The organism is Haloarchaeobius marinus, assembly GCF_051207415.1.
GTDB lineage: Archaea > Halobacteriota > Halobacteria > Halobacteriales > Natrialbaceae > Haloarchaeobius.
The window spans coordinates 475,200-494,187 of the sequence record NZ_JBPKGD010000003.1 but is presented as its reverse complement, the minus strand read 5'-3'; the positions used below and the strand labels follow the sequence as shown (position 1 = coordinate 494,187).

Genomic DNA, 18,988 nt, shown 5'->3' with positions numbered 1-18,988 from the left:
GTAGTATGGTCGTCGGAGACGTCACAACCGGAACGGACGTACTGGTAATCGGCGCAGGACCGGGGGGCTACGTGGCCGCCATCCGCGCCGGACAACTCGACCTCGACGTGACCCTCGTCGAGCGCGACGCCTACGGCGGTGCCTGCCTCAACCGTGGCTGCATCCCGTCGAAGGCACTCATCACCAGTTCGAAACTCGCCCACGACGCGGCCAACGCCGAGGAGATGGGTATCCACGCCAACCCCGCCGTGGACCTCTCCCAGATGATGAACTGGAAGAACGACGTGGTCGACGGGTTGACCGGCGGCGTCGAGAAACTCTGCAAAGCCAACGGCGTCAACCTCGTCGAGGGCACCGCCGAGTTCTCCGGCGAGAACTCGGTCCGCGTCGTCCACGCCGGCGAGGGACAGGGCTCCGAGTCCATCGACTTCGAGCACTGCATCGTCGCCACCGGCTCGCGGCCCATCCAGATACCTGGCTTCGAGTTCGACGGCGAGAACGTCATCTCCTCGAAGACCGCACTCGAACTGGAGAGCGTCCCGACCGAACTCGTCGTCGTCGGCGCGGGCTACATCGGCATGGAACTCGCCTGCGTCTACGCCCAGCTCGGGACCGACGTGACCGTCGTCGAGATGCTGGACGACGTCCTCCCGCCGTACGAGGACGACGTGAGCCGCATCGTCCGCAAGCACGCCACGAGCCTCGGCATCGACTTCCACTTCGGCTACACCGCCGCCGGCTGGGAACGCGCTGGCGACGGCATCGTCGTGACGGCCACCCCGGCGGCCGCAGACGGCGGCGAGACGGCGAGCGCCGAGGAGGCCGACGCGCTCGAACTCTCCGCCGACAAGGTCCTCGTCGCGGTCGGTCGCCAGCCGGTCACCGACACGATGAACCTCGAGGCCGCCGGCCTGGAGACGGACGAGAACGGCTTCCTCCCGACGGACGACCGCGCCCGCACCGAGAAGGACCACATCTTCGCCGTCGGCGACGTCGCCGGCGAACCGATGCTCGCCCACAAGGCCAGCAAGGAGGGCCAGGTCGCCGCCGAGGTCATCGCCGGCGAACCCGCCGCACTCGACTACGTGTCGATGCCCGCAGCCGTGTTCACCACCCCCGAGGTCGGCACCGTCGGCCTGACCCAGGCCGAGGCCGAGGCGCAGGGCTTCGACCCGGTCGTCGGCAAGTTCCCCTTCAGCGCCAGCGGTCGTGCGATGACCGCCAACGAGACGGACGGCTTCGTCCGCATCGTCGCCGACGACGAGAGTGGCTTCGTCCTCGGCGGCCAGATAGTCGGCCCGGAGGCCAGCGAACTCGTTGCCGAACTCGCACTCGCCATCGAGATGGGCGCGACGCTCGAGGACGTGGCCTCGACGGTCCACACCCACCCGACGCTCTCGGAGGCCGTCATGGAGGCCGCCGAGAACGCGCTCGGTCACGCCATCCACACGCTGAACCGGTGACGCGAGGCGACTCCGGGCCGTCTCCGGCCGTGGCGCCCGACCCGGTAGCTAGCCCGTAACAATGGACGGGGATACCGAAGCGATTCACATGGGAGTTCGCGACAGTGCCGCCAGGGGACGGACGCTCGGCACGTGTTCTGAGTGTGCGGCCAGCATCCCGCAGGCGAACCTCGTGGTGAAGTACGTCACGCCGACCGACTGGCCCCGAATCCTCGCCGAGTGCCCCGAGTGCGACGCCGTGGTTCATCCGGCGTAGCACGCCTGTCCACCCCCGACGGGTCGCCGCCCGTTCGGTCTGTCTCCCCGACGGCCTTTTCCCCACCAGCGATGTACGACCAGCCATGACTGTCGTCACGCTCGGGCCCGCCGGGACGTACTCGCATCGCGCCGCACGCACCGTCGCCGACGAGGTGTCGTTCCGCGAGTCCGTGACGAGCATCGTCGAGGCCGTCGCAGAGGGGGAGGCGACCCGGGGGGTCGTCCCCATCGAGAACAGCATCGAGGGGAGCGTCACCGAGACGCTCGACGCACTGGCCAGTTTCGACGTGGCCGTCACCAGCGAGGTGGTGACGCCCATCCGTCACGCGTTGCTCGCCCAGTCCGAGTCCTTCGACACCGTCGCAAGCCACCCGCAGGCACTCGCACAGTGCCGGGACTTCCTCGACGAGGCGTACCCCGACGTCGACCGAGAGGCAGTCGCGAGCACGGCTCGCGGGGTTGAACGCGCCCGCGAGGACCCGAACGTCGCCGCGATCGCCCACCCGGGTACCGCCGACGAGACCGTCCGCCTGCTCGCCGAGGGCGTTCAGGACCGCACCTCGAACGCCACGCGGTTCTTCGTCCTCGCGCCGCCGGACGAGCGGTCCGAGGCCGGCGGGAAGACGACCCTCGTCGTCTATCCCGGCGCGAACTACCCCGGACTCCTGCTCGAACTGCTCCAGCCGTTCGCGGACCGCGACATCAACCTCACTCGACTGGAGTCCCGTCCGTCCGGCGAACGCCTCGGCGACTACGCCTTCCACGTCGACGTCGAGGCGGGCCTGTTCGAGGACCGGACGCAGGACGCCATCGATGATGTCAGAGCCCTGGCCGGCGACGGCTGGGTGCGCGTCCTCGGCTCCTACGACGTCGAGCACGTCGTCGACTGAGGGTTCAAGTACCAGGGGGCGGCCAGCGTCGGCGCGACCTGACCGCCGCCGGACGGCGCCTCGCGGGTGTGTGGCACCGCGTCGTCCGGGCCGTTCCGTGCCGCCTGTTCGCAATCACCACGCGAGTGCCGACCCTGTCCAGTCCGGAGCGGGTTTTAAGGTCTCCCCCGGCGTATCTGTCGGTCACGATGCGACGAAATCCGTTCGAAGAACTCGAAGAGATGTTCGACCGCATGGGCCGCCAGCTCGAACGGCCAGGAATGCCGTCGTTCGAATCCGTCCCGGTGGACGTGCGAGACCACGGCGACGAGTACGAGGTCGTCGCCGACCTCCCCGGGTTCGATAGCGACGACATCGAACTCACGTTCTCGGACAACGCCCTCAGCATCGAGGCGAACCGCGAGGAGGAGACGGACGAGGAGGAGACGGACGAGGAGGGCGTCCGGTACGTCCACCGGGAGCGAAAGACGTCGGTCAGCAGGTCCATCCGCCTGCCAGACCCGGTCGACGAGGACGCCATCGCCGCCGCCTACTCGAACGGGACGCTCACCGTGACGGCCCCCAAGACCGAGGTCGAACAGGGCCGTCGCATCGACATCGAATAGTCGACGTCGAGACGGCGCGACGGCTACCTGCTCGGCCACCGCGGCGACCGCGTCCGGCCAGTCGTCGGGCGACGGTCCGCCGCGCTCTGGCGGGGCTACCGTTCACTAGCCCTCGTCGTTCTCGTGGACGTGGATGGCTGGCCGGGCAGGCCGTGCCTCGCCAGCCAGGTCGTCGTCGGCCTCGTCGGCGCCCAGCACGCGTACTGGCGCGTCGAACTCGTCTTCGAGGAGCCACGCCGCTCGTTCCAGCGTCGCGCGCTCGTGTTCCGGCGGGAGCGCCCCTGGGAGGCCGGGATGGTCGGTTGCCAGGTCCCTGGCGAAGTCGGCGGCACTTGCCCCCGAGCGCGGAGGTCGTCGACGCCGCCGAGCAGTTCGTCGGCGAACTCGGTGGTGGGCCGCCGTCGGTCCCGGTACGACGAACAGGAACGGTCGGGGTGAACGTTGATACCCGTCGAAACTGAACCGAAAATACCATGCGAGACGACCCGTCCAACGCGGCCCTCCTCGAGAGCCTCGTCTACGACGTGCTATACGGCATCCTCGGAACGGTCGCTATCGGATTCGGACTCCTGCTCTTCTGGGCCGCAGGGTCGAGTCTCCTCCGGGACCCGAGCGTCTCCTCGGCCGTTCTCACGCTGGTCGCTGGCACCCTCTCGTTCGTCTTCGTCGGCACCGGGATACTCGTCAACCCGTGGACCCGTCGTCGGCTGAACCGACTGCATCCGGTGACGCGGGTCGGCCGCGTCCGGAGCGTCGACGACCGCGTCCTCCACCCCGAGGAACGATGCACAGAGCGCTGTACCGCCTGTGACTCGCGGGTGGACGCGGGACTCGTCCGGCGGTTCCGCGAGGAGTTCGTGCTCTTCGGGGTCCCGCTGGTCACGAGGTCAGAGGAGTTCAACCACTACTGCCGGGACTGTGCCACCGACGAACCGCCGGACGTCGACGGACACGAGTCGCGGGACGAGATGGGACGACTGGAGTTCGAGTGAGGGTGGCGACGTCCCGCCTGGGCGGGATTGATAGTCCTTTTAACGCCTCCGACTGAACGAATCCCCATGACCTACGACCCGCAGACGCTCGAAGCGGAGTGGCGGGACCGCTGGCGGTCGGAGGGTCGCTACGAGGCGACGCCGGACCCCGAGGGCGACGAGGAGTCCACCTTCGTCACGGTTCCGTACCCGTACCCGAGTGGAGGGATGCACATCGGACACGCCCGGACGTACACCGTTCCGGACGTCTACGCCCGGTATCGGCGACAGCGAGGTGACAACGTCCTGTTCCCCATCGCGTGGCACGTCACGGGGACGCCCATCATCGGTGCGGTCGAGCGCCTGAAGAAGCGCGAACCGAAGCAGATGGACGTGCTGACGAACACGTACAACGTCCCCGAGGACACCCTCGCCGACCTCGAGACGCCGATGGGCTTCGCCCGGCACTTCATCGAGGAACACTACAAGAAGGGGATGAAGCAACTCGGCCTCTCGGTCGACTGGCGCCGCGAGTTCACCACGAACGACGAGCGCTACTCGAAGTTCATCACCTGGCAGTACGAGACCCTGCGCGAGCGTGGCCTGCTGGAGAAGGGCCTCCACCCGGTCAAGTACTGTACGAACGAGGAACAACCGGTGACGACCCACGACCTGCTGGAGGGCGAGGAGGCCGAGTTTCAGGAGTACACCCTCGTCAAGTTCGGCGCGGAACTGGACGACGCCGAGGTGACGGTGCCGATGGCGACGCTCCGCCCGGAGACGGTCCGTGGGGTCACCAACGCCTTCGTCGACCCCGAGGCGGACTACGTGGTCGCCGAGGTCGACGGGGAGTTCTGGTTCGTCTCGGCGGCGGCCGCCGAGAAACTGGACCTGCAGGGCCACGAGGTCGAGATTCGCCACGAGTACGAGGGTCGTGACCTCGTCGGGAAGCACGTCGAGAACCCCGTCACCGGCGACGACGTGCTCGTGCTCCCGGCCGGGTTCGTCGACGCCGACAACGCGACGGGCGTCGTCATGTCCGTCCCGGCGCACTCGCCGGACGACTACCTCGCCCTGCAGGAGGCAAAGGCGGAGGCCGACGAGATGACCGAGTACGGCATCGACCCCGACGAGGTCGACGCCATCGAACCCGTCCCCATCCTCGAGATCGAGGGCTACGGCGAGATTCCCGCGAAGGACGCCGTCGAGTCCGCCGGCATCGAGTCCAGTCGGGACCCCGACCTCAAGGCCGTCACGCAGGACCTCTACAACGCCGAGTTCCACTCGGGCCGCCTGCTCGACGAGTACGGCGAGTTCGCCGGCGAGGTCGTCGAGGACGTCCGCGACGAGTTCAAGCAGTCCTACCTGGGCGACGCCTTCGCGACGATGCAGGAGTTCTCCGAGGAGGTCGTCTGTCGCTGTGGCGGCGACGTCGAGGTAGCCCAGCAGGACACGTGGTTCCTGCGCTACGACGACGCCGACTGGAAGCGAAAGACCCACGAGGTCGTCGCCGGCCTCGACGCGATTCCCGAGAACACCCGCGAACAGTACGACCACACCATCGACTGGCTGAACGAGTGGCCCTGCATCCGGAACTACGGGCTCGGGACGCGCCTGCCGTGGGACCAGGACTTCGTCATCGAACCGCTGTCGGACTCGACCATCTACATGGCGTACTACACGTTCGCCCACCGCCTCTCGGACGTGGACCCCGAGACGATGGACCGCGAGTTCTTCGACACGCTGTTCTACGGTCCCGACGCGGTCGACGACCCCGACGAGACGGCACTGGAACTCCGCGAGGAGTGGGACTACTGGTACCCGGTCGACTACCGGTGCTCGGGGAACGACCTGGTGAGCAACCACCTGACGTTCTACCTGTTCCACCACGCCGAACTGTTCGACCCGCCGAACTGGCCCCAGGGCATCACCGTCATGGGCATGGGTCTGCTGGAGGGCCAGAAGATGTCCTCCTCCAAGGGCCACGTCGTCCTCCCCGGCGAGGCCATCGAGAAGTACGGTGCCGACACCGTCCGCTTCTTCCTGATGAACTCCGCCGAACCGTGGCAGGACTACGACTGGCGCGCCGACCAGGTCGAGAGCACGCGCGACCAGCTCGACCGCTTCTGGCGGCGGGCCACCGAGGTCGTCGCGGCGGACGAGGGCGAACGCGACCTCGAACAGATCGACCGCTGGTTGCTCGCGAAACTGCAGGACACCGTCGAGACGGTGACGGACGCGATGGAGAACTTCGAGACGCGAACCGCCAGCCAGGCCGCCTTCTACAACTTCGAGGAGGACATGCGCTGGTACCGCCGTCGGACCGACACCGACCGTCCCGGCGCGCGCTGGACGCTCCGGCGGGTGCTGGAGACGCGACTCCGACTGCTCGCACCGTTCGTCCCGTTCCTCGCCAACGAACTCCACGAGCGTCTCACCGGCACCCCGGCCGAGGACGCGCCGTGGCCCGAGGTCGACGAGGACCTCCGTAGCCCCCGCGACGTCGCGGCCGAGAGCCTCGTCGAGCGCCTTACGAACGACGTCCACGGCATCCAGCAGTCCCTGGAGAACGCCGAGGAGGACGTGCCCGAGGCGGAACCGGACGTGGTCCGCGTGACGACCGCGGCCGACTGGAAGTGGCTGGTGTTCGAGGCCGTCCACGAGGTGGGGCCGAACCAGGGTGCCGTGATGAGCGAGGTCATGCAGAACCCCGACCTGCGCGAGAAGGGCGACGCGGTGAACGACCTCGTGCAGGAACTCGTCGACTTCGTGCGCGAGACGGACGAAGACAGACTCGACGAACTCGCACGCCTCTCCGAGCGGGAGGTGTACGAGGACGCGGCCGCGTTCCTCGGCGAGGAGTTCGACGCCGACGTCGTCGTGGAGACGGAGACGGACGAGACCGACAGCGGCGCCGTCCCGTTCCGGCCGAACATCGAACTCGAGGCGAACTGACCGCACCGACCGGGGCACGATTTAGGCCGCTGTAGCGCGTATCTCCTCGTATGAGCGCAGAAGCGCAACAAGAGGAGTCCACACCGTCTGCCCTTCCGGAGCCGCTTCGAACCGTCACGCCGCCGTACTTCGGCCGCGAGGACGCCGAGATGTCGGTCATCGGCTGGGCCGTGTTCGGGCTGCTGGTGGCCATCCTGTTCCCCTTCCTGCCACTCCTTATCGCCATCTGGGCAGTGTCGAAGGTGGCCGAGGCGCTCGGGAACCGGTAGGTCCGAGATTCGGGACCTGCGCCCGTCGCGTCGCCCCGTCGGTCCCGACTCGCGTCCCGTCCGGTCAGTCGACGGTCGCGGCACCCGTCCCGGTCGGCTCCTGCCCCCGGGTTCCCGCATCCCCACTGACGAGCGAGCGCCAGAGTCGAACGACGAACGCGACCCACGCGACGGCGAAGAGTCCGAAACCGACGGTCTCGAGCGCCCCGGCGACGCCCGAGAGGGCGGGAATCGCCGTCGCCCAGAGGGCGACCATCCCGAGGTTGACACCGGCGACGTCCAGCCACGAGGCGGTGTCGGTGGACGCCTCGACGGCGGCCCGAACGTCCACGAGGCCGCCGTCGCCGTTCTCGAACGCGGTCACGACGACGGGCAGGAACGCCATCGCCAGCTGGAGCATCCAGCCGAACACCAGTCCGTTGATGGCGGCCATCTCGATGACCCGGCCCGGGACGACGCTCGGGAACAGGAGCACGAACGGTGCGACCGGAACCGGGACGACGAGCCACAGGTACGCACCTAGTACGTGCCCGAAGCGGGCGTCCTTCGTACACCCGCCAGCCCGTCTGGTCCCGACGACGTTCGCCAGCAGGGCGACCGTCCCGACGACGTAGATGGCGAGGCCGCCGAACGTCAGGGCGTGTTCGGCCAGCCACGGCCCCGAGACGAGTCCGACCGTGCCGACGGTCAGGCCCCAGAACGTGACCCTGGTGAGCCGCGACGCGTAGAGGTCCGCACCCGCCATGGCGGGCACCAGCTGGAGGAGGGTCGCGGCGACGACCAGCGCGAGGAACCCCCAGACGTTCGCGTGGACGTGGGCCTCTATCGAGCCGAAGTACCCGCCCGGACCGTGGATTCCGAGCAACATGCCGAACGCCGCGAGGATGCCGACGACGAGGAACCACGGCGCGACGCGGTAGTACCGACCGAGCGACTGGCCGCCCGACCCGTCGCTGACGCGGTACACCGTCGCCAGCAGCAGTGCCAGCGCGAACAGGACGACGGTCGCCCCCGCCACCGCGACGAGGGTCGACCCGGTCGTCATCCCGAACAGGACGAGCGGGTAGCCGGTGTTCAGGGCTATCCACTGCACCCAGCGTGCCCGGGGTGAGAGCCGTCCGGCCGACGAATCGAGACTCCCGACGAGGTGCGGGAGCACCCCGAACAGCGCCTGCGTCAGCCCTCCGATGGTGACCAGGTGTATCATCACCCACCGGAGGCGGGGCAACGGTTCGAGGAGCTCTACACCGACGGCGAGTTTCCCGACCACGGCGAGCGCCCCGACCGTCAGGTACAGGGCCGCCACGAGGAGGAACGGATCGGTTCTGACCTTCATTCGTGAATCGACCGGTCGTAAGGGTGGGTAGCGAGTAACGGTTCGTCCGAACACGTCGGTGCCGTTCGAACATGTTCGAACCCGTCGCTTTGACCGTGCGCCCCCTACCGACGGTGGACTCCCGTGCCAGCAGCCAAACTGACCGTCACGATTCCGGACGAAGCGTGGATCGCAGCCGTCTCGAACGCCCACGAGGGGAGCGTGTTCCGCGTCGTCACGCTCCTCCCGGGGACCGAATCGAGCGTCGCGCTCGTGGAACTGCAGGCGGACGACCCGGTGCCGATACTCGCCGACGTGGAGAACCGACCGGACGTCGAGTCGGTGGAGTTGCTCTGGACGGACGACGGCGCGACGCTGCTCCAGGTCGAGACGACCGACCCCGTCCTGCTCGTGCCCGTCTGGGAGGCCGGCGTCCCGGTCCAGACCCCGTTCGACGTCGTCGACGGCACCGCGACCTGGGAGTTGACGACGTCGTCGAGTCGACTCTCCGCGCTCGGGACCCAGCTAGACGCGGCGGGGATACAGTTCGACATCGAGTACGTCCGGCGAATCGACGGGGGCGAGAGCGAGGCCGTCCTCACGGACCGCCAGCGAGAGGTGTTGCTCGCCGCTATCGAACGGGGATACTACGAGACGCCACGACGGGCGACGTTGACCGAGGTCGCCGACTCGCTGGACGTCTCGAAAGCCACGGCGAGCGACGTCCTCCATCGGGCGGAGGGGCGCATCGTCGACTGGTTCGTGGCGAACGTACTGGAGCCCTGAACCGTGAGGCCGAGCAGTCCGGTCAGTTACCGAGTCCGAGGAGGTCGAACGGCGTGCCGTTGTCGTTGTCGTCGGCGTGTTCGTAGACGACGTGGGCCGTCGCCACGTCCTGGATAGCCAGGCCGGTGGAATCGAAGACGGTGACGCCGTCGTCCGCGGTGCGGCCCTCGCGGTGGCCGGTGACTATCTCCCCGATCTCGCCGTAGAGGTCGTCGTCGTCGAGGAGTCCCTCGTTCCACGGGACGTTGATCTCCCCGGAGTGGGTACACTGCTTGTAGTCGTCGATGACGAGTTTCGCGGCGAGCAGGACCTCGTCGGCGAGTTCGTGCTTGCCCTCGGCGTCGGCACCCATGGCGTTGACGTGGGTGTGGTCGCCGAGGTCGTCGGCGGAGACGATGGGCGACTCGACCGGGGTCACGGTCGAGAGCACGTCGCAGTGGCCCGCCTCGCTGATGGACCCGCCGCGGACGTCGAACTGGTCGTCGTAGCGGTCGACGAAGCGCTGGATGGCCCCGTCGTCGACGTCGCTGACGACGACTTTCTCGATGTCACGAACGGACGAGATGGCGTCGAGTTGCGTGTACGACTGGACACCGGCACCGACGATTCCGAGCGACGTTGCATCCTCGACGGCCAGGTGGTCGGTGGCGACGGCGGCGGCCGCGCCGGTGCGCTTCATCGTGAGTTCCGTCCCGTCCATGATGGCCAGCGGGAACGCCGTCTCGGGGTCGGAGTATATCATCGTCCCCATGACCGTCGGCAGGCCGTGGTCGTCGGGGTTGTCCGGGTGGACGTTCACCCACTTGATGCCCGCGGCGTCCCACGTCTCGGCGGCGAGGTACGCCGGCATCGACCGGAAGTCGCCGTTGTACTCGGGCAGGTCGATGTAGGACTTCGCCGGCATCTGTGCGTCGCCGCGTTCGTAGGCAGCGAACGCGTCTTCGACGGCGCCGATGACCTCCGGCATCTGCGCGTTCTCGTCGACGTCCTCGCTGCTCAGAAGTAACGTTTGCATTGCCGCAAAATTTCCATGGCGACCACTTAGTTAAATCGAAAGGACGTTCGTCGGTCGCCGGGGTCGGTCGGCGCGCCGTGGTGCGGCTGGTGGCCTCGATGCTGCCGGAGCGACGTCCCTCAGTCGACGACGACGGTCCGTGCGTACTCGTCGTCGGCCGTGACGAACGCGAATCGGACCTCCTCGACGTCGTTCAGCCCCCGGTGGACCGTGATGGACTCCTCCCAGCGCTCGCTCTCGCCGGCGCCGAGTGCGACCTCGACCGGCCCGGGACCGTACATCGGACCGAGCTGGTTGAGCGACGCCCGGAACGACCCCGGGCCGTCGCCCTCGTTGGTCACCGTCGCCGAGACGGGGATGGGTTCGTCGGGGCCGACCGAGTCGGGGGCGGAGAACTCGGAGACGCTGAACGACGGCGGCGGCGTCCGGAGGGCCTCGACGGCCCGGTCGGGGAGGCTCGTCGTCGCCCGCCCGCCGTCGACCGAGAACCGGAGTCGCGGGTCGTCGGAGACCGGTGCGGGGACGTCGAAGCCGACCCAGCCGTCTTCGCCGTCGGCGCTGTACGGTCGTCCGTTCCCGGTCGCGACCCCGACGCTGTAGGGCGACCGGTGCCCGTAGCTCGTCCAGCCGGCGACGGACTCGCCGTCGACGAGGAGCGAGACGTCCTCGGCGGCCGGTCTCGGCTCGCCCTCGACGCCGACGCCGACGAAGACGAACTGGCGGCCGTCGAGCGCTTTCACGCCCATCGTGTCGGGCTGGACGAGGTGCAGGAACGAGTGCTGGACGGCCGGGCCGGAGAGTCGGACTCGCAGGTCGCCAACGTCGAGCGTCTCCGAGAACGGCCGTGGGTCGTCGGACGGCGGCGTCCCGGTCGTACCCGGGTCGAGGGAGTCGCTCTGCGTGTCCCGGCGGTCGGTACCGGGCGACCCGTCGTCGACGAGGCAGCCGGCTGTGGCGAGGGCAGTCCCCACCGCGGCGAGCAGGGGGCGGCGTCGTGGCATAGTCGTGCCCAGTGGCGTCGAGTACAAGTGCTTTCCAGTGGCTGAAACGCCGGTTTCACCTGGGGAGCCGTCGCTACCGGTTCGGCGTCGAAAGAAGGTTCGTGGATTCGGTCGGGGTGCGGTACGTGGAACGGCTGTCGCGGTGGGTGGACAGGCGGAGCCTGACGGTCTACGAGAACCGGGCGTTGCCCGATTCTACATCGCGCCGCCCATGCCGCCCATGCCGCCCATGCCGCCCATACCGCCGCCCATGCCGCCGCCGCCCGGGGGCATCTCGTCGCCGCCGTCGTCGCCGTCGACCTTGCCGCCGGAGAGGTCGCCCGCGGCGATGACGTCGTCGATGCGCAGGAGCATGACGGCCGCCTCGGTGGCGGACTCGATGGCCTGGCTCTTCACGCGCCGCGGCTCGACGACGCCCTCGGCTTCCATGTCGATGACGTCGCCGGAGTAGGCGTCGAGACCCGCACCGTACTCGCCGCCGTCGTGGCGCGAGCGGAGTTCGACGAGGCTGTCGATGGAGTCCAGCCCGGCGTTCTCGGCGAGGGTGCGCGGGATGACCTCCAGCGCGTCGGCGAACGCCTCGACGGCCAGCTGTTCGCGGCCGCCGACGGAGTCGGCGAAGTCGCGGAGTTCGAGGGCCATCTCGACCTCGGGTGCGCCGCCGCCGGGGAGGACGGTGCCGTCCTCGATGGTCGTGCGGACCACGCCCAGGGAGTCGTCGATGGCGCGCTCGACCTCGTCGACGACGTGCTCGGTGCCGCCGCGGAGGAGGAGCGTGACGGACTTGGCGTCCTCGACGTCCTCGATGAGGACCTGCTCGGAGCCGCCGACGTCCTGCTGGCTGATGCGGCCGGCGAAGCCGAGGTCGTCGGCCTCGACGTCGTCGACGTTGGCGACGACGCGGGCGCCGGTCGCGCGGGCGATGCGCTTCGCGTCGGAGTCCTTGACGCGGCGGACCGCGAAGATGCCCTCCTGTGCGAGGTAGTGCTGGGCCATGTCGTCGATGCCGTCGCCGACGAAGACCGCGTCGGCACCGGCCTCGACGAGCGTGTCGACCATCTCCTTCAGCTGCTTCTCCTCCTGGTCGAGGAACTGCTGGAGCTGGTCGGGGTCGGTGACGTTGACCTCGGCGTCAATCTCGGTCTCGCGCACTTCGAGCGCGTCGTCGATGACGGCCACGTTGGCGTCCTCGACGAAGAAGGGCATGTTGTCGTGGACGCGGGTCTTGTCGAGGAGGACGCCGTCGACGAGTTCGGAGTTGTCGACGGAACCGCCGACGATCTTCTCGATCTTGATGTTGTCGGCGTCGATGCCCTCCTCGTCCTTGACGGCGAGGACGGCGTCGACGACGAGTTCGGCGAGGAGGTCCTTCGCGGACTCGGCGCCCTTGCCGGTCATCGCCGTGGCGGCGATCTGTTCGAGGTACTCGCGGTCGTCCTCGTCGACGTCGATGGCGGCCTCGTCGAGGATCTCCTTGGCCTTCTCGGCGGCCTGGCGGTACCCGTTCGCGATGGTCGTCGCGTGGACGTCCTGCTCGAGGAGTTCCTCGGCCTTCTTCAGCAGTTCGCCGGAGACGACGACGGCGGTGGTCGTCCCGTCGCCGACCTCGTCCTCCTGGGTCTGGGCGACCTCGACGATCATGTTCGCGGCCGGGTGCTCGATGTCCATCTCCTTCAGGATGGTCACGCCGTCGTTCGTGACGACGACGCCGCCCGTCGAGTCGACGAGCATCTTGTCCATCCCTTTCGGGCCGAGTGTCGTCCGTACGGCCTCGGCGACGGCCTTGCCGGCCGTGATGTTCATCGACTGTGCGTCACGTCCGGACGTTCGCTGGCTGTCCTCCGAAAGTACGATGAGGGGCTGGTTACCCATCTGCTGTGCCATAGTCGGTCGAATGATTGAATGGCATTCTATATAAACATTTCTGTAGAGGGCAGAGTGACCTGTCTACGTGCCCTGCATTCGGCGATGTGAGATGCACTCTCACACTATCTTTATATACTCGTTCGAGAACGGGCGGGAGGACGGCGGACGCGGACGCTGGCTGGTCCGGTGGCCTCTACGTCCCGCCGGGGTACCGGTGGTACTCCATGCCCTTGCGCTTGAGTTCGTTGTGCTTGCGCTCCAGGTAGGCGTACACCGACCCGTGGGGTGCTCCGTCGAGGAGGCGCTCTGCCGCCTCGCGGACGATCTGGACCTGCTCCGGGCCGCCGATGACGCCGAGGGTCGAACCGTAGATGACGACGTTCGACCCCGTGAGGTCCTCCATGAGTTCGCGGGTACGGCCGTTCTCGCCGATGAGTCGGCCCTTCTTTCGCTTCAGGTCGCGCTTGTTTCGTGCCGCGGAATCGATGTCTATCAGGTCGAACATCCGCATCTCGTCGTCGAGTAACGACAGGGCCTCCTCGGGGGGGAAGCCACGGCCGATGGCCTGGACGATGTCGGGCCCCTTCAGCGCGTCGATGGGGTCGCCGACCTGCTCGATCGCGACGGACCCGTTCTCCGAGTCGATGTCCAGTCGGACACCCGCCCGGTTCTCGATCCGTCGCATCGTCTCACCGCCCTCGCCGATCAGCACGCCGATGCGGTCCTGCGGAATCTTCACGTGCTGCTGCATACACCGGCGTAGGATTCGAACCCGTTTAAGGCTTCGGCAGTGGACTTTTTCCGTCCGCTCCACCGCCCTCGCGTGGTTCACGGGCGTCGCCGGCGACGGTGACGGACCGAAGGACAGTTGGGTCTAGGGTCCCCAAAATAAGGTAATGAGCACATCGGACATCGAACCACTGGACGTCGAGGCCATCCGGGCGGACTTCCCGGTCCTCGAACGGGACGTGGGCGGCGTCCCACTGGTCTACCTCGACAACGGGGCGACGAGTCAGACCCCACGACAGGTCGTCGAGGCCATCGTCGACTACTACTACGGCTACAACGCGAACGTCCACCGCGGCGTCCACCAGTTGAGCCAGGAGGCCTCCATCGCCTACGAGGAGGCCCACGACCGCGTCGCCGAGTTCATCGGTGCCGACGGCCGCGAAGAGGTCGTCTTCACGAAGAACACGACCGAAGCGATGAACCTCGTCGCGTACGCCTGGGGCCTGGACGAACTCGGTCCCGGCGACGAGGTGGTCCTCACCGAGATGGAACACCACGCGTCGCTGGTGACCTGGCAACAGATGGCCAAGCGGACCGGCGCGACGGTGAAGTACGTCCCCATCGACGACGACGGACTGCTGGACATGGACGCCGCCGCCGACCTCGTCACCGACGACACGAAGCTGGTCAGCGTCGTCCACGTCTCGAACACGCTCGGGACGGTCAACCCGGTCTCCGACATCGTCGACCTGGCCCACGAGCACGACGCCTACGCGTTCATCGACGGCGCGCAGGCGGTCCCGACCCGTCCGGTCGACGTCGGCGCCATCGACGCCGACTTCTACGCCTTCTCGGGTCACAAGATGGCCGGCCCGACCGGCATCGGCGTCCTCTACGGCAAGGAACACGTCCTCGACTCGATGCAGCCGTACCTCTACGGCGGGGACATGATACGCAAGGTCACGTTCGAGGACTCGACGTGGAACGACCTCCCGTGGAAGTTCGAGGCCGGGACGCCGCTCATCGCACAGGCGGTCGGTCTCGACGCGGCCATCGACTACCTCGACGACATCGGCATGGACCGCATCGAGCGCCACGAGAGTCGCCTCGCGCGCTACGCGTACGACCGGCTCTCCGGGTACGACGACGTCGATATCTACGGCCCGTCGCCGGACCAGGGCCGTGGGGGGCTCGTCGCGTTCAACGTCGACGGCGTCCACGCCCACGACCTGGCGAGCATCGTCAACGACCACGGCGTCGCCATCCGGGCCGGCGACCACTGCACCCAGCCGTTGCACGACAAGCTCGGCGTCGCCGCCTCCGCACGTGCGTCGTTCTACATCTACAACACCGAGGCCGAAGTGGACGTGCTCGTCGAGGCCATCGACGACGCGCGACAGTTGTTCGCCTGAGGGCTCCGCGTCCGCGTGCTCCGACGGGCGTCCAGCGGGACGGTCCCGTCCTCCGAACCGTTTTTGTCGCCGGCAGTGTTCCCCGAATTCATGGACCTGACCGCCCTCCGGGAGCGCGCAGAGACCTACTTCGGCGGGCTCTCGCCGACCCACGACTGGCACCACGTCCAGCGCGTCGTCGCCAACGCGGAGGAACTGGCCGCGACGACCGACCGTCCCGTCGACGAGGACGTGCTGTTCGCGGCGGCGTGGCTCCACGACGTCGGACGCAAGCGTGAGACGGCGGGCGAGATAGCCGACCACGCCGAGTGGGGCGCCGAGGAGGCCGGCCGCATCCTCCGGGAGTTCGACGCCGACCGAACCGCCGTCGACGCCGTTGCCCACTGCGTCCGCGCCCACCGGTTCTCGAACGACGTCGAACCGACGACGACGGAGGCGGAACTGCTCTGTGACGCCGACAACCTCGACGCCATCGGCGCGGTCGGCCTCGCCCGGACGTTCGCCCACGCCGGCGAGTTCGAACGTCCAATCCACGACCCGGCCCTGCCCCCCTCGACGGACGAGACGGCCGCCGGCCGGACGGCCCTGAACCACGTCCACAAGAAACTGCTCCGCATCCGCGACCGGATGTACACCGACGCCGGACGCGCCGTCGCCGAGGACCGGCACGCCTTCGTCGAGACGTTCGTCGAGCGATTCGAGCGGGAGGTCGGGGGCGAGCGCTGAAGCGGTCGCCGAGGCCCCCGTCAGTCGTCGGTCCGCCAGCGACGGGCCAGTCCGGCGGCCGCACCGACGCTGGCGAGCGCCGCGAGCGTCCCGAACCCCGGGGTGCTACCGCTGCCCCCGCCGCCGTCATCGGTCGGGGTGGCCGTGTCGCCGGTCGACGCGCTGGTCGGCGTCGGCGTCCCGTCGTGGCCGGGCACCGTCGTGCCGCCACCGTCCGACGTGCCGGTGTCTCGGTCGGGGACGGGCCGGGGTTCCATCGTCGGGGCCGCCGTCCCCTCGCCCCCGGGTTCCGGGAAGACGAGCAGGCGCGCTCCGACGCCCTGCTGACGTTCCTCGCGACTGTTGCTCGGGTTCTGGTAGCTCGCACCGACGAAGCCCTCTTGGATGGGCTTCGCTGCCCAGAACACCGCGTTCTCGTCGTCGCGCCACGCACCGAGGAGTCGTGGTGCGGTCACGTCGCTCACGTCGTAGACGCGGACGCCGCCGCCGTACCACGAGGTGTAGAGTCGGTCGCCGTCGACGCCGAAGTTGTGCGAGGTCGCCCCCCTGTTGTCCTCCGGGGGTGCGAGTATCGTCTCTCGCGTCGGGGCGTCGCCGTCCATCGACCAGAGTTCGATGCCGCCGGGACCGCCGTCGTGGTCGGTCTCCTGGTGGTCCCATGCCTCCTTGCCGACGTACACCTCGGAGCCGTCGGCGTTCGGCTGGACGTAGTGTGCGTTCCCGGGGAGTTCGACGAGCTCGGCGGTGAACCCGTCGGCGACCGTGGAGAGGTACTCGACGTCGTGGCCGCCGAGACGGGCGATGGCGCTCGGGTTCGCCGGGTCCGAGACGTCGACGACCCACGTACCGGCGTCCCAGTAGGCGACGTAGAGCGTGTCGTCCTGGACGTAGACGTCGTGACAGGAGAGGGCGTTCCGGCCGGCGTCGCGCCAGGCGTCGTCCTCGTCGACGGCCGACCACTCGCCGACCTTCTCCGGGGTGTCGCCGGAGACGTCGTACAGCATCGTCGGTTCGTGGGTGACGCCGCTCCCGGTGAGGTAGACGCGGTCGCCGTCGAAGAAGCAGTTGTGGATGCCGTGGTTCGTCGCCTGGAACGCCACCCGCTCCGGCGACGCCGGGTCCGACACGTCGTAGAGGAAGAAGCCCGACAGTTCGTTCGACCCGCCGGCGTTGGGACCGGCGACGACGAGTCTCCCGTTCGCGTACTTCACGTCGTAGATGCGCCGCATCGGGCCGCGACCCTCGTGGGTCAGGTCGCGCTCCTCGGCGAGCACCGTCGGGTTCGCCGGGTCCGACACGTCGACGGTGGCGAAGCCGTCACGCGTCGCGGCGAAGGCCGTCTCGCCGGTCTCGCTGACGACGACCTCGCAGACGCCCTGGAGCGCCAGTTCGCCGGCGGGTTCGAGTGGCGTACGGTCGGCCGGGGCGCTCGTCGCGGTCGCGGTCGTCGACGAGACGGTACTCGCTGCCGTCACGGTTGCCAGGCCGGCGAGAACGCGCCGGCGGCCGACCCCACTTGGTCGGCCGCGTCCGTCGTCGGTCGGGTTGGGGACCATACCTCCCAGGACGCGAACGGGAGCCAAGTGCGTGTCCAAACCTCAAACGTTCGTTTGACCCTCCGCCCGCGCCTGCGGAACCCTTTTCCACCGCACTCCCGTAGCCACGACCAACAATGGGAATGGGCTCGGACATGTACCGCCAGCAGATCCTCGACCACTACAAGAACCCCCGGAACTACGGGGAGATCGAGGATGCGACGTTCTCGCACGTCGGCGAGAACCCGATGTGTGGCGACGAGATCCGTATCGACGTGAAACTCGAAGACGACGACGAGACGATAGCCGCGGTCGCCTTCCGGGGCGACGGCTGTGCCATCTCGCAGGCCTCCGCGAGCATGCTCTCGCAGAAACTCCGGGGCAAGACGCTCGACGAACTCGCCGAGATGGACCGCGACGACGTCGTCGACATGCTCGGCGTCGACATCTCGCCAATGCGCATCAAGTGCGCGGTGCTGGCCGAGAAGGTGGCACAGGACGGTGCGGACATCTACCGCGGCGAACTCGACGTCGAGAAGACGACGACCGAAGACGACGACTGACCGCGGACGCTCGTTCTCACGCTCTGCCGAGCGCCCTCGCCAGCGCGAGCAGGTAGCCGAGGCCACTCCTGACCTCGGGGTCCCTGGTCGCCTTCACGAGACCGATGGCCCCGACCGGTTCGGACTCCGCCGCGTTCGCGTCGCCCACCGCGTCGAGCATCCGTTCCAGGCCACGGACCGTGTCCGGGTCGGCGGCGGCGTCGGCGACTTCGCCCAGGTTGCTGCCGGTGCTGGCCAGCCGTATCGCCATCTCGTCGTCGAGCGCACCGTTCGCCAGCCCCAGCAGGTCGGTCAGCGCGGCCAGGTCGTCGAGGGTCCCGTCGCGCTGGAGTTCGGCCAGCGTCTCCAGCGCGCCGGCCAGGTCCTCGCCGTCGTTGCCGACGGCCTCGGCGAGGCGGACCGTCCCGGGCGTCGCCGCCGCGTCGGCGGACTCCACCAGCGTGCTGCCGGTGCTGGCCAGCCGCATCATCATCTCGTCGTCCATGGCGCTCGTGCCGAGTTCGAGCACGTCGAGCAGCTCGTTCACCGCGTCGAGGCGCTCGACGAACTCGGCGACGGCCTCGGGGTTCTGTTCGATGGCCGCCGTGAGGTCGTCGACCTCGAGCTCCTGTGGCGATTCTGCCATCGCT

The 18,988-nt window shown here is 68.4% G+C and carries 19 protein-coding genes; 12 read left to right on the top strand and 7 right to left on the bottom strand.

Annotated features, from left to right (window positions below; translation table 11 throughout):
• Positions 1 to 5: 5 nt before the first annotated feature.
• From lpdA to ACSC1W_RS14505, 8 genes are all read left to right on the top strand, one after another.
• Complete coding sequence (gene lpdA / locus ACSC1W_RS14540; protein WP_435348257.1) at positions 6 to 1,463, top strand: dihydrolipoyl dehydrogenase; 1,458 nt, start codon at positions 6 to 8, stop codon at positions 1,461 to 1,463.
• A gap of 61 nt (positions 1,464 to 1,524) precedes the next feature.
• Entirely contained in the window at positions 1,525 to 1,719 is a 195-nt protein-coding gene (locus ACSC1W_RS14535) for a DUF7837 family putative zinc-binding protein (protein ID WP_435348256.1), read from the top strand.
• A gap of 85 nt (positions 1,720 to 1,804) precedes the next feature.
• Positions 1,805 to 2,611, top strand: a complete 807-nt coding sequence (pheA, locus tag ACSC1W_RS14530; RefSeq protein ID WP_435348255.1) for a prephenate dehydratase — start codon at positions 1,805 to 1,807, stop codon at positions 2,609 to 2,611.
• A 188-nt stretch (positions 2,612 to 2,799) separates the two neighbouring features.
• Positions 2,800 to 3,216 carry an Hsp20/alpha crystallin family protein gene (locus tag ACSC1W_RS14525; RefSeq protein WP_435348254.1) on the top strand — a complete coding sequence of 139 codons (417 nt, stop codon included), beginning with the start codon at positions 2,800 to 2,802 and terminating at the stop codon, positions 3,214 to 3,216.
• 123 nt (positions 3,217 to 3,339) lie between these two features.
• Complete coding sequence (locus ACSC1W_RS14520) at positions 3,340 to 3,654, top strand: hypothetical protein (protein WP_435348253.1); 315 nt, start codon at positions 3,340 to 3,342, stop codon at positions 3,652 to 3,654.
• A gap of 35 nt (positions 3,655 to 3,689) precedes the next feature.
• Complete coding sequence (locus ACSC1W_RS14515; protein WP_435348252.1) at positions 3,690 to 4,208, top strand: DUF8108 domain-containing protein; 519 nt, start codon at positions 3,690 to 3,692, stop codon at positions 4,206 to 4,208.
• 66 nt (positions 4,209 to 4,274) lie between these two features.
• The gene (leuS, locus tag ACSC1W_RS14510; RefSeq protein WP_435348251.1) at positions 4,275 to 7,142 is read left to right on the top strand and encodes a leucine--tRNA ligase; all 2,868 of its coding nucleotides are present in this window, start codon (positions 4,275 to 4,277) and stop codon (positions 7,140 to 7,142) included.
• 50 nt (positions 7,143 to 7,192) lie between these two features.
• Positions 7,193 to 7,411, top strand: a complete 219-nt coding sequence (locus ACSC1W_RS14505) for a DUF7535 family protein (RefSeq protein ID WP_435348250.1) — start codon at positions 7,193 to 7,195, stop codon at positions 7,409 to 7,411.
• A gap of 64 nt (positions 7,412 to 7,475) precedes the next feature.
• On the opposite strand, the gene ACSC1W_RS14500 is transcribed toward ACSC1W_RS14505, so the two are convergent.
• Positions 7,476 to 8,747, bottom strand: coding sequence for a hypothetical protein (locus ACSC1W_RS14500; protein WP_435348249.1), 1,272 nt, complete (start codon positions 8,745 to 8,747; stop codon positions 7,476 to 7,478).
• A gap of 123 nt (positions 8,748 to 8,870) precedes the next feature.
• Here ACSC1W_RS14500 and ACSC1W_RS14495 point away from each other — a divergent pair, with 123 nt between their 5' ends.
• Entirely contained in the window at positions 8,871 to 9,512 is a 642-nt protein-coding gene (locus tag ACSC1W_RS14495) for a helix-turn-helix domain-containing protein (RefSeq protein ID WP_435348248.1), read from the top strand.
• A gap of 22 nt (positions 9,513 to 9,534) precedes the next feature.
• On the opposite strand, the gene ACSC1W_RS14490 is transcribed toward ACSC1W_RS14495, so the two are convergent.
• The 4 genes from ACSC1W_RS14490 to ACSC1W_RS14475 all read right to left on the bottom strand — a co-directional run bounded on the left by ACSC1W_RS14490 (position 9,535) and on the right by ACSC1W_RS14475 (position 14,145).
• On the bottom strand, positions 9,535 to 10,527 hold the full coding sequence (locus ACSC1W_RS14490) for an ornithine cyclodeaminase family protein (protein WP_435348247.1): 993 nt from the start codon (positions 10,525 to 10,527) through the stop codon (positions 9,535 to 9,537).
• A gap of 119 nt (positions 10,528 to 10,646) precedes the next feature.
• Positions 10,647 to 11,528 (bottom strand): hypothetical protein, encoded by an 882-nt coding sequence (locus tag ACSC1W_RS14485; RefSeq protein ID WP_435348246.1) that lies wholly within the window; start codon positions 11,526 to 11,528, stop codon positions 10,647 to 10,649.
• Positions 11,529 to 11,723: 195 nt separating this feature from the next.
• Positions 11,724 to 13,400 carry a thermosome subunit alpha gene (gene thsA / locus ACSC1W_RS14480; RefSeq protein WP_435348359.1) on the bottom strand — a complete coding sequence of 559 codons (1,677 nt, stop codon included), beginning with the start codon at positions 13,398 to 13,400 and terminating at the stop codon, positions 11,724 to 11,726.
• A 187-nt stretch (positions 13,401 to 13,587) separates the two neighbouring features.
• Positions 13,588 to 14,145, bottom strand: a complete 558-nt coding sequence (locus ACSC1W_RS14475; RefSeq protein ID WP_435348245.1) for a KH domain-containing protein — start codon at positions 14,143 to 14,145, stop codon at positions 13,588 to 13,590.
• Positions 14,146 to 14,290: 145 nt separating this feature from the next.
• On the opposite strand from ACSC1W_RS14475, the gene ACSC1W_RS14470 reads away from it, so the two are divergent.
• Positions 14,291 to 15,535: an aminotransferase class V-fold PLP-dependent enzyme gene (locus ACSC1W_RS14470; protein ID WP_435348244.1), complete on the top strand. Its 1,245-nt coding sequence runs from the start codon at positions 14,291 to 14,293 to the stop codon at positions 15,533 to 15,535.
• Positions 15,536 to 15,625: 90 nt separating this feature from the next.
• The gene (locus ACSC1W_RS14465; RefSeq protein ID WP_435348243.1) at positions 15,626 to 16,261 is read left to right on the top strand and encodes an HD domain-containing protein; all 636 of its coding nucleotides are present in this window, start codon (positions 15,626 to 15,628) and stop codon (positions 16,259 to 16,261) included.
• Positions 16,262 to 16,281: 20 nt separating this feature from the next.
• Here ACSC1W_RS14465 and ACSC1W_RS14460 read toward each other — a convergent pair whose 3' ends face one another.
• Positions 16,282 to 17,817, bottom strand: a complete 1,536-nt coding sequence (locus ACSC1W_RS14460; RefSeq protein ID WP_435348241.1) for an LVIVD repeat-containing protein — start codon at positions 17,815 to 17,817, stop codon at positions 16,282 to 16,284.
• A gap of 116 nt (positions 17,818 to 17,933) precedes the next feature.
• On the opposite strand from ACSC1W_RS14460, the gene sufU reads away from it, so the two are divergent.
• Positions 17,934 to 18,359 (top strand): Fe-S cluster assembly sulfur transfer protein SufU, encoded by a 426-nt coding sequence (gene sufU, locus ACSC1W_RS14455; protein WP_435348240.1) that lies wholly within the window; start codon positions 17,934 to 17,936, stop codon positions 18,357 to 18,359.
• A gap of 16 nt (positions 18,360 to 18,375) precedes the next feature.
• Here sufU and ACSC1W_RS14450 read toward each other — a convergent pair whose 3' ends face one another.
• On the bottom strand, positions 18,376 to 18,984 hold the full coding sequence (locus ACSC1W_RS14450; protein ID WP_435348239.1) for a helical membrane plugin domain-containing protein: 609 nt from the start codon (positions 18,982 to 18,984) through the stop codon (positions 18,376 to 18,378).
• Between the last annotated feature and the right edge of the window lie 4 nt (positions 18,985 to 18,988).

What these genes read in the sequence shown, in the direction of transcription:
- lpdA (WP_435348257.1), top strand. Translation starts at nt 6, where the DNA reads ATGGTCGTCGGAGACGTCACAACCGGAACGGACGTACTGGTAATCGGC.
- ACSC1W_RS14535 (WP_435348256.1), top strand. Translation starts at nt 1,525, where the DNA reads ATGGACGGGGATACCGAAGCGATTCACATGGGAGTTCGCGACAGTGCC.
- pheA (WP_435348255.1), top strand. Translation starts at nt 1,805, where the DNA reads ATGACTGTCGTCACGCTCGGGCCCGCCGGGACGTACTCGCATCGCGCC.
- ACSC1W_RS14525 (WP_435348254.1), top strand. Translation starts at nt 2,800, where the DNA reads ATGCGACGAAATCCGTTCGAAGAACTCGAAGAGATGTTCGACCGCATG.
- ACSC1W_RS14515 (WP_435348252.1), top strand. Translation starts at nt 3,690, where the DNA reads ATGCGAGACGACCCGTCCAACGCGGCCCTCCTCGAGAGCCTCGTCTAC.
- leuS (WP_435348251.1), top strand. Translation starts at nt 4,275, where the DNA reads ATGACCTACGACCCGCAGACGCTCGAAGCGGAGTGGCGGGACCGCTGG.
- ACSC1W_RS14505 (WP_435348250.1), top strand. Translation starts at nt 7,193, where the DNA reads ATGAGCGCAGAAGCGCAACAAGAGGAGTCCACACCGTCTGCCCTTCCG.
- ACSC1W_RS14500 (WP_435348249.1), bottom strand. Translation starts at nt 8,747, where the DNA reads ATGAAGGTCAGAACCGATCCGTTCCTCCTCGTGGCGGCCCTGTACCTG.
- ACSC1W_RS14490 (WP_435348247.1), bottom strand. Translation starts at nt 10,527, where the DNA reads ATGCAAACGTTACTTCTGAGCAGCGAGGACGTCGACGAGAACGCGCAG.
- ACSC1W_RS14485 (WP_435348246.1), bottom strand. Translation starts at nt 11,528, where the DNA reads ATGCCACGACGCCGCCCCCTGCTCGCCGCGGTGGGGACTGCCCTCGCC.
- thsA (WP_435348359.1), bottom strand. Translation starts at nt 13,400, where the DNA reads ATGGGTAACCAGCCCCTCATCGTACTTTCGGAGGACAGCCAGCGAACG.
- ACSC1W_RS14475 (WP_435348245.1), bottom strand. Translation starts at nt 14,145, where the DNA reads ATGCAGCAGCACGTGAAGATTCCGCAGGACCGCATCGGCGTGCTGATC.
- ACSC1W_RS14470 (WP_435348244.1), top strand. Translation starts at nt 14,291, where the DNA reads ATGAGCACATCGGACATCGAACCACTGGACGTCGAGGCCATCCGGGCG.
- ACSC1W_RS14465 (WP_435348243.1), top strand. Translation starts at nt 15,626, where the DNA reads ATGGACCTGACCGCCCTCCGGGAGCGCGCAGAGACCTACTTCGGCGGG.
- ACSC1W_RS14460 (WP_435348241.1), bottom strand. Translation starts at nt 17,817, where the DNA reads ATGGTCCCCAACCCGACCGACGACGGACGCGGCCGACCAAGTGGGGTC.
- sufU (WP_435348240.1), top strand. Translation starts at nt 17,934, where the DNA reads ATGGGAATGGGCTCGGACATGTACCGCCAGCAGATCCTCGACCACTAC.
- ACSC1W_RS14450 (WP_435348239.1), bottom strand. Translation starts at nt 18,984, where the DNA reads ATGGCAGAATCGCCACAGGAGCTCGAGGTCGACGACCTCACGGCGGCC.